Here is an 8,927-nt window from a genome sequence, read left to right as displayed (position 1 = left end):
AATTTGCTGAATTAATAAATAAACAAAAATTGGCAGCATAGCTTAACTCAATGTCCACTTTTTTGTTGCAAGTTCAAGGTAAATGACCTTACCAGAGAAGTAAATGAGGCTACCAGAGAGGTAAACGTGTTTACCAGAGGGGTAGATGACCCAACCGAAGAAGTTGACAAGCCAACCAACAAAGTTGATGAGCTAACCAAGGGGGTTTGATACTCGAACAATGAACCAGTGTTAATAACTGACGAATAGAAAAACGACTTAACAGAAATTTTATTCAGGAGATTTGGGTAGATTTAGGATGGAAATAAAACAAAATATTATACATATGACAGAGCCTACCAAACGATACCTTTTACATAGTCAAACAGATAAGGTATATTATACCAATGAAGATGCTGTCTTAAATGGAGTTTCACTAAAATCTAGCGATGAAGAGCAGAAGAAGTATGAACTTCATGAGTTAATTGAAATAGCTCAAAAAGAAGAACGCAAGATTTATGGGGAGCTTTTGAAAAATGCAGCATATAAAAATTTACTTGTTCTTTCTGGAGCGGGAATGTCAAAAGAGGGAACCAAAAAGAATGTTGAGACAGAGGAAGAGGAAGCAAAAGACAGGCAGGGATTATGGGATGCTGTAGAGATAGCAGTAGGGAAAGAAGTGTTTGGGGCATTTATTAAAAAACTATCCTTTAGTGAGGAACTCAAAGATATTGAAGAGTTATTATCAAAAGCCTATTTGTATTTAAAATTTGATTATAAAGCTAAAATCAAATATAGAACTGATGGACAAGAAGAAAAAGATGAGGAGATGGAGCTTAAGGCGCTTGTTTCCAAAATTGAAAAATGCATAAAAGAGGAATGTGACTTAGTTTTAAGCGGCAAGTATCATCAAAAGTTTTTAGATAAACTTTTGAATAGGAACCTTAAGTACCCAAGAGTGAAGTTTTTTACAACCAATTACGATAGAATTATAGAGCAGGCAGCTCAGATTGCAAATATTACTTTACTCGACGGTTTTTCATTTACGATGCCACGCATGTTTAGTGGAGTAAATTTTGATTACGATATCGTTTTTCGAGAAAAAAGCCGAATTAATAAGGAAGAGAGTTTCGTGCCTAAAGTAATGCATCTTTATAAGATGCATGGTTCACTCGATTGGATTCGGAATGATAATGGAAATGTTCAGATTTGTTCAGAAAATGATAAGCGAGATCGTTTACTAATTTATCCAGCATCCAACAAATATGAAAGTTCTTATGAGCAGCCCTATTTTGAGATGATGTCTCGCTTTCAAGGTTATTTACGACAAGAGAATACCTTGTTAATTATTGTAGGATTTAGTTTGTATGATAAGCATATCTCGAATGTTATTTTAGAAGCAGTTCGACAAAATCCAAGTTTTACTTTATTAATATGTAATTATTATCCAGAAGTAAATGGAGAGGACGAACGATTGGGAGGAATACCTCTAAATGATATTCCTCTAAAGGAATTCACTAAAGAAAGTAATGTCTTTGTTGTTAATGAGAAGTTTAGCGATTTTGTAGAGAATTACCCAAGTAATCATATTTATTATCAATCAAGCCGGCAAGGAAATGAAGACAACCCCATTTGATCACAATTATTTTTTAGGGTATGTACGAGAAGTGCAGCCACAATATATTCGTATTCATTTTCCGTCATCTGTTTTGTTAAACAGCTTTATTCACAATAGTGAGGACTTTAATGGTGGCATGCTTGGAAATTTTGTTGTAATTGAGGGAGAAAGATATGGATTTATTGGTAGGATCTTAGACCTTAGTTTACCAGAGGCTGAACGAAAGGAGTTGAGCGAAAGAGATTTTGTCCATGCTGATTCAACATTTCATCCATCAGGGAGAGTTGAGCTTTTATTGTCTTTTGATACTTATGCTCCAGAGAAAGTAACAAAGAGTATTGGAATTTATCCTAGCATAGGTTCAAAGGTATATGTCTCCTCTAAGTCATTTATTCAAAGCTATGTTAAGGACTTTGGAGTAAAAGATGATGAAAGGGATACTGAACCTTTAATTAAATTGGGGAAATTGACTTAAAATGACGCAGATATTGAAATTTCTCAAAATGCATTATTCGGAAGACATTGTGCAGTGGTTGGAACAACAGGAGGAGGAAAGAGCTGGACGGTAGCAAAGTTGATCCAGGATGTTCAAAAAAGTAATGCTAAAATCATTTTGGTTGATGCAACCGGGGAATACAGTAAATTAAAAGACTTACCGACAACTGAAGTAATTGAGTTTGGAACTGATGATGGTGGTTTTTTGCATTATTCAAATCTTACGATCTATGATATTTTTAGTATTCTAAAACCATCTGAACAAACCCAAAAGCCAAAGCTTTTAGATGCAATTCGTTCTCTGAAATTGTGTAATATAGTGTTAAATGATTTGCTTGGAGATTTTGACGTTCTTCCTGAATCCGAATATAGATATAAAGGACAACAGGATACAATAATGATCGAGAATGGTGTTTTAATTAAAAAGTTACGTAGGAAACTTCCTATATCAAGGATATCAACTATTTATTCAGAGGAAATTGATGATAGTTTTCTGAGTATTGATTTTAACAAATTGGTATCTCAATTAGTTGAAGAATGTGTATATGAGAGTAATTACAATGATATTAAAGTATGGGGAAATAGAGATGATAAGACAATAGCCCATTGCACATCTTTAGTTGTTCGTATTCGTAGTCTTCTTAATAATAAATATTTTAAAAGCAGCTTTGGATTTGAAAAGGAAGTTACCGATGATAAAGAGTTTTCGACAATGTTGAAGGAATTTTTAGAGGCAGGAGATAAAAAGAATCTTTTGTACGTCGATTTTAAGTCTGTTGGATATGAATTTCAAATACGGGAGATTTTAACCAATGCTATTGGAAATAAGCTATTAAATCAAGCAAGAAAAGGCAAGTTTAAGGAATCTCCAACAATCTGCTTCATCGATGAGGCACATCAATTCTTAAATAAAAAGATTAAAGATGAGTTTTTTGAAACTATTGAACTGAATGCATTTGATCAAATTGCCAAGGAATGTCGAAAATATGGTTTGTTCCTTTGTCTTGCAACACAAATGCCACGAGATATTCCTCAGGGCACTTTAAGTCAAATGGGAGCATTCATTGTTCATCGTCTCATCAATGAGAATGATAAAAAGACTGTTGAAAATGCTTGCGCATCAGCTAATAGGGATGTTTTAGCCTATATGCCTGTATTGGGCGAAGGTGAAGCGCTTCTATTAGGTGTTGATTTCCCAATGCCTTTGACGATTAAGATTAAAAAACCAGATGTAACTCCAGATTCTGAAACACCAAAATTCTCAAAAAATGGATAAAGAGAAAAAGACAGGTTTAGAGTTTTATAATTTGCTGTTTGAAGATGAGGGTTTTACGATGGAAATGGGACGTGTGACATTGGCGGCAGGACGGTTAGAAGCTGAGTTAATGCAATTTTTAAAAAGAAAAGGCATAAAAAGGAATGTTACTAGCAAAACATTAGGCCAATTAATCTACATAGGAAAAGATAAAGGGGTTATAGATAATGATGTTCTAAAAACATTAGAACTAGTGTTAAAACAACGTAACTATTTAACACATAATATCTATTCTCTATTTAATGAACTAATAGATGAGCCTGATATCGTAAAAGGAGACTTATTATTAGATGATGTTACGGTGTATACAGATCGGGCATTTGTATTGAGAAATAACCTAAATGATATTGCGGACATGCTTACAGGTTGATCTTCATCGACCTTGAATAATTATGATGTTTATATCGTATTTTTTGGGAAAGTGACAGTGGTATAGTAATTTGACCTCAGCAGAACCTTAAGTTTAAAGACATCTGAGGATGAATATGATTCAACCAAAACTTTCCTGCGGTTGAATCTTGCTTGGGCCTATTGCTTGCCGGAGGTTCGTCTGCCGATGGCTTCCAGCGCCGGGATCAGCAGTTCGGGTTCATCGGTTTGGATGATGTTGGCTTGGTATTTTAAAAGGTTATCCAGGGCTTTCTGTAGGCTTCCGGAGCGCATGATGGAATCCTGAGTTCCGAGGGCATTTAGCCAAATGCGGGCGCCTTGGTTTTGGATCAATTGGCAAACTTCTTCGGTGTAAAACGAATGGTCGATATGCACCACGGGCGGCTTGAAAAGCAAGAGGGCCGAGTCAGCCATTTGATAGGAGTAGGCACGGGGCATCAACATGGCATCGGGCTGCCTGTCGCGCACTTCCTGTAAGGCCAGGTAGTCGTTGTCAAAGAAAAAGATGTGATCCCAGGTGTCCGTTTGGGTAATGACATCAACAATGGGCTTGAGATGGCTGGTTTTGATGTCGATGTCAATCATGGCCTTGCCTTTGACCAGCAGCAGCGCCTCCTCGAAGGTGGCTATTCGCTCGTTGGTCAGGGTACCATCCGGCATCTCCAGTCGAAATTGTTGCAGTTCCTTCCAGGCATAAGCTTCCGGATCTCCGGTCCCATTGGTTGTGCGGTCAATGGTTCGGTCGTGGTTTATAACGACCACACTGTCGGTGGTCACTTTCACATCCAGTTCAATGATATCAACGCCCAGGCCAATCGCATGCCGGATGGCCGGAAGCGAGTTTTCGGGGTAACCATTATGTGCCGCGCGGTGGGCAGCCACCATCACATAGCTGGAGTTTGGGTTGTGAAATTCGGCCAGGATGCGCGCTATGGGCTGCTGTGGTTTGCAGGACCAAATCGTAAGAGCAAGCAGGACTGCAAGGCGGAGAACGGAACTTTTTAGAAAAGGGCGCATATTTTTTTAGTTGTTGGATTGATGACGTTTCATGATTTCTCGCCAGGTGGTGAGCACAATGCCGTGATCTTTAAAAAACCGGATGACCTCCGGATCGGAAAACATCTTGGCTTCCCAAACCCGCTGTTGCCACGAGCCGGTAATGCTTTTAAGGTGGTCGGTTTCAATGGACGGATGAAAGATAATCTCGGTAAGCCCGGGATCGAGCGCGTTGACCAGCTGAAAGAAGTTGGCCTTCTTTTCTTCGTAGCTTGATCCTTTGGGAACACTGGTAAAGTTGTCGAGCTTCGGAAGCGTATAGGCGGCCAGCTGGGCAATGGTTTCTTCTGAAATTGGATAGCCGGCTTGCTTGTAGTAGGCGGCCACCTTGGGGTTGGAGAGGTCGATGGCATTTGCCGGAATCTGGTATTCCTGTGCCACTTTCAAAAATACGGTCAGAAATTCGGCCGAGCCATAGAGCGTTCCCATATGCGTATCGATATGCGTTGGTTGGTACCCAAGCTCAAGCATGCGGTCAATCTGGGTGCGAATCTCCTGTTCCACCTCTTCGGGGCTGGCATGACGAACCACATCAATGACTTCGGGCCAAAGCTTTCCTTTGGGATCAATCAATCCGGGAACATCAGCAGCCGGAGCCAAGGGCCCCCAGCGATAGTTTTTCCACTCACTGGTCAGCGTCAGGTGAACACCGATGTCGGCTTGCGGATGTTTCTTGGCCCAGGCCACCATTTCTTCCGCGTTGGGGCAGGGCATCATCACGGCCGCCGATTGAACGTGGTTCTTCAGGGAATAGGCCATCACCGAAAGGTTGGCTTCTTCACACATCCCGGCATCGTCGGAGTGCAGCAGCAGGATCTTTTTTCCTTTGGGGAACCCCAGTTTTTCGGCATTGGTTGGGGCTGAATTTTGGGCGGTCGAGGTTTTGCCTGTAGCAACTGTGGCCAGCAGGAATACACCAGCTAAAAGCATTCGACCCGTTTGTTGTAAGGAGTTGGCTCGTTTCATGATGTGCTTATTTTTGTTGGTTGTTTTGATGTGGATTTTCGAGGTAGTAAAAATGCCCGTCTTCCGCTCCAATTAAAAGATCGGGGATGCCATTCTTGTTCCAATCAACAAGGGTAGGCGAAGTGGTGTGTCCAGCCAGCCGGTGCTTGGAAACCGGGCCCATATCTTCTAGAACTGTCCGGCCATTGTGAGTGCCTTTGTTCCGCAGGAAGTTAACATTTACGCTATTGACCAAGAGGTCGGGCAAGCCATCGCCATCCCAGTCGGTGATGCAGAACTTCCTACGTCCGGAGCCTCCGGCCTCCCTGGTGTTGAGGCGTAGTAAGCCGTCTTTGTCATTGGTGAATTTATCGTTGAAGGCTTGTCCTTCAGCAGCGGTGAACAGGCGTTGTCCGGGGTTCAGGTGAAGCTGGCTGTTCTCTTCATAACGCTCCCAAAAGCAAAGGTAACCTTCGTGATCCAACATGATGAGATCCATCAATCCGTCCTGGTTCCAATCGTAGCCAAGCGGTGTCGTTCGCCATTGCGTTGCCAGGGTGTTCCCTTCCGGACTCCACCAGTTCCAAGCCGGTTTGGGATTGTCGCCTGGCCAGGCAACTTCCAGCGGTTGCGAAGCCGCCAAAACCGGGTTGCCGGGAACGCCAATGTTTTTGAACCAGCCAACTTTCCCCCAAATGGAGTTGTAAAGAATATCAAGCAGCCCATCGTTGTCCCAGTCCACCACGGACAGTGTTGTATAGCCCCATTTCTTTTCGGCAGGCCCTTGGATGGAGCCGTTTTCTCCGGCTTGAATAAGAATGGTTTTGCCATCGGCCTGAAGGAATTTGGGCTCGGCCCATTGAGGCGGATTTGCACCGCCCAGATTCTCGATGAAGCCAATGTGTCCGGCAGTGTTCCCACAAATTAAGTCCTCATCGCCATCCTGATCCCAATCCACGCTGAAGGGAGTCACCAGCGCCCCGAATTTCAGGTGTTGCGCTTCCTGGCGCAGGTATTCCGGCTTTTGAAAGATCGGGCCATCGGAATTGGTTTTTCCGGTATTTCGAAGATAGACCACGCGCCCGTCTTCAATGCCTACAACCAAATCCATGTGTCCGTCCTGATCCATATCGGCTGCAGTGGGCACGATCATTTCCAAATCCAAGTGAAGCACCTCTCCCTCGATTTTCAAAAACTCAGGCGTGGCATAGTTCGGATGCTTGCGTGTTCCCGTATTTTCAATCCAGCTTAATCGATCGACAAATTCCCCAAGAATCAGGTCCAGATCACCATCGCCATCAAAATCTTCGAAAAGCGCTCCTGAAATGCTGTAATTGTCAATCGGTTGGCCTCCCGCTAAAACCGGAACGGGCTTTTTATACGTATTGGCGGCTTCCTGCTCGATGAGGTAAACAGTTCCATGCAGCGGGCCGTTGGTCCAAACACCTGCTTCATTAAAGGCATTGTCCCAGCCGTAGTCCGTCCAATCATCCAGGGCAAGGATTAAATCCAGGTCGCCATCCTGATCATAATCAACCTGACGCCAGAGGTTAAAACGGGCCTTTTTGACAAGGTGTTTGTAAAAGCTTTCCGAAATGATGGTGTCCGGCTTTTGAAAGAAGGAATGCTTAAAATCGCGGTAAACAACCCCGGGAGTCATGGCCATGATTTCATTGTCGATCACCGATAGTTGCAGGTTTCGTTTGCTCTCAGCCAACCAAACAGGGGCTTTAAACAGCAGCTCGTTTTGATTGTCCCCATTGTTCTCAAAATACCAAAGTCCGTTGAAAGGCTTATCGGGGCAATTGACCAGTAAGTCGAGGTCTCCGTCGTTGTCAAAGTCAACCGGAAAAGGCCAGGCCCACAGCCCGACTCCAAGGTCGGCATGCAGGCCTGTATGGTTGTATTGAACTCTTGTAAGCTGATTGGACTCATTGGGTTGAGCCCCGCAAATGAGAGTCAGCACAACACAGCTTATGAGAAAAAATACTTTGAGAATAATCGGTTTATTGGTTTTCATTGCGTCGGTTCTAAGCAGATTTTAACGATTGGGCCATTGTCCGTTTTTAATGGGTTTAGTGCTTAGCTTTTGCGGATCCACCACCACATGCTTGATTAGCTTTCGGTTCCAGGTATAGGTGATGTGAATCTTTCCATCCTCGGTTTGAATGACGGCCGGATAGGAATATTCTGAGTCCGGATCGGAATCGTTTTCAAGCAGAGCGGCTGCTTCCCAGTTGATGCCATCTTTGGATATGGCCAGGTTGAGGATGTTGCGATCGCCCCATGACTCGGCAGGTTTGACGTGATTGTAGATCAACACATGTGTGCCATCGTTTAAGGTAACGCCATCAATGCCTGAGTTGGGGTTGGGCAGGTTGATGGGAGTTAAGGGTGTCCAGCTGCGGCCGTTATCTTCCGACCAGGTCGATAATATCTGTTTATTCTGACTGCGGCACAAAGCCTGCAGTTTGCCATTCGGATGAATCAAGATGGTTGGCTGGATAGCGCCAACTTCTTTACCGTCATTTAAGGATTTGGTCCGTTCCCAGGTTTTTCCCATATCCGGAGTAATTTCCATGTGCACCTGCCAGCCGGTAAGCTCAGTGCTTGAAGGGCAGAGCAGATCGCCATTGGCCAGGCGTACCGGCTTGTTTTTGATGGGGCCCCAGATTTCTTCGGGCAGGCGCTCGGGCGTCGACCAGCTTTTCCCATTATCCGTTGAGCTAATTACTTCTCCCCACCAGTCGGAACAGTTGGGGCCTTCTTTGTAAAAAAGCTCGATGGAATTACCCGTATTGAATAAAACCGGGTTCCAGGTAGGATAGCGCAGGTCTTTGTGCTGAATGCCATTGGCCACTTCCTTGGGATTAGTCCATTTGCCGTTAGTCCAGCGGCTCACCCAAATCCCCACATCGGGGTCTTTCTCGGCAGTGCCTCCAAACCAGGCAGCAATAAGTCCTTCATCGGTTTGTTCAATGGTGGAAGCATGACAACTTGGAAAAGGAACGTCAGCGGACTGGTAGATAAATTCTGATTTTACGATGGCTTGATCGCTATTGAATAAGCTTTGTGCAATGCCCGAAAATGTCGTAAGCAACAGGGCTAGGATTAGCAGGTGTTTCATTG

General features: G+C 43.5%; 8 protein-coding genes. 4 read left to right on the top strand and 4 right to left on the bottom strand.

Features of this window, described 5'->3' with window-relative positions; genetic code table 11:
• Positions 1 to 325: 325 nt before the first annotated feature.
• The 4 genes from ACRD6K_RS03790 to ACRD6K_RS03775 are packed head-to-tail and all read left to right on the top strand — an operon-like array spanning position 326 to position 3,777.
• Positions 326 to 1,615: an SIR2 family protein gene (locus ACRD6K_RS03790; protein ID WP_430972140.1), complete on the top strand. Its 1,290-nt coding sequence runs from the start codon at positions 326 to 328 to the stop codon at positions 1,613 to 1,615.
• The gene (locus tag ACRD6K_RS03785) at positions 1,596 to 2,072 is read left to right on the top strand and encodes a hypothetical protein (RefSeq protein WP_430972139.1); all 477 of its coding nucleotides are present in this window, start codon (positions 1,596 to 1,598) and stop codon (positions 2,070 to 2,072) included. Before ACRD6K_RS03790 ends, ACRD6K_RS03785 begins: the two co-directional genes overlap by 20 nt.
• Before the next feature lie 12 nt (positions 2,073 to 2,084).
• Positions 2,085 to 3,368, top strand: coding sequence for an ATP-binding protein (locus ACRD6K_RS03780; protein ID WP_430972142.1), 1,284 nt, complete (start codon positions 2,085 to 2,087; stop codon positions 3,366 to 3,368).
• Positions 3,361 to 3,777 carry a hypothetical protein gene (locus tag ACRD6K_RS03775; protein ID WP_430972138.1) on the top strand — a complete coding sequence of 139 codons (417 nt, stop codon included), beginning with the start codon at positions 3,361 to 3,363 and terminating at the stop codon, positions 3,775 to 3,777. The genes ACRD6K_RS03780 and ACRD6K_RS03775 overlap by 8 nt, the downstream gene beginning before the upstream one ends.
• Positions 3,778 to 3,935: 158 nt before the next feature.
• On the opposite strand, the gene ACRD6K_RS03770 is transcribed toward ACRD6K_RS03775, so the two are convergent.
• The 4 genes from ACRD6K_RS03770 to ACRD6K_RS03755 are packed head-to-tail and all read right to left on the bottom strand — an operon-like array spanning position 3,936 to position 8,925.
• On the bottom strand, positions 3,936 to 4,814 hold the full coding sequence (locus ACRD6K_RS03770) for a glycerophosphodiester phosphodiesterase family protein (protein WP_430972137.1): 879 nt from the start codon (positions 4,812 to 4,814) through the stop codon (positions 3,936 to 3,938).
• A gap of 6 nt (positions 4,815 to 4,820) precedes the next feature.
• A complete protein-coding gene (locus tag ACRD6K_RS03765) occupies positions 4,821 to 5,819 on the bottom strand; it encodes a polysaccharide deacetylase family protein (RefSeq protein ID WP_430972136.1) in 999 nt (332 codons plus the stop codon).
• Positions 5,820 to 5,826: 7 nt separating this feature from the next.
• Entirely contained in the window at positions 5,827 to 7,818 is a 1,992-nt protein-coding gene (locus tag ACRD6K_RS03760) for an FG-GAP repeat domain-containing protein (protein WP_430972135.1), read from the bottom strand.
• Positions 7,819 to 7,839: 21 nt separating this feature from the next.
• The gene (locus ACRD6K_RS03755; protein ID WP_430972134.1) at positions 7,840 to 8,925 is read right to left on the bottom strand and encodes a sialidase family protein; all 1,086 of its coding nucleotides are present in this window, start codon (positions 8,923 to 8,925) and stop codon (positions 7,840 to 7,842) included.
• Positions 8,926 to 8,927 lie beyond the last annotated feature (2 nt).

This window comes from Sunxiuqinia rutila, from assembly GCF_050589705.1.
In the GTDB taxonomy this organism is placed as follows: Bacteria; Bacteroidota; Bacteroidia; order Bacteroidales; family Prolixibacteraceae; genus Sunxiuqinia; species Sunxiuqinia rutila.
Note: the sequence above shows the minus strand (reverse complement) of the source record. Positions and strands in the feature narration are given on the sequence as shown.

Coding starts and splice junctions, on each gene's coding strand:
- ACRD6K_RS03785 (WP_430972139.1), top strand. CDS start 1,596: ATGAAGACAACCCCATTTGATCACAATTATTTTTTAGGGTATGTACGA.
- ACRD6K_RS03765 (WP_430972136.1), bottom strand. CDS start 5,819: ATGAAACGAGCCAACTCCTTACAACAAACGGGTCGAATGCTTTTAGCT.
- ACRD6K_RS03755 (WP_430972134.1), bottom strand. CDS start 8,925: ATGAAACACCTGCTAATCCTAGCCCTGTTGCTTACGACATTTTCGGGC.
- ACRD6K_RS03775 (WP_430972138.1), top strand. CDS start 3,361: ATGGATAAAGAGAAAAAGACAGGTTTAGAGTTTTATAATTTGCTGTTT.
- ACRD6K_RS03790 (WP_430972140.1), top strand. CDS start 326: ATGACAGAGCCTACCAAACGATACCTTTTACATAGTCAAACAGATAAG.
- ACRD6K_RS03770 (WP_430972137.1), bottom strand. CDS start 4,814: ATGCGCCCTTTTCTAAAAAGTTCCGTTCTCCGCCTTGCAGTCCTGCTT.
- ACRD6K_RS03760 (WP_430972135.1), bottom strand. CDS start 7,818: ATGAAAACCAATAAACCGATTATTCTCAAAGTATTTTTTCTCATAAGC.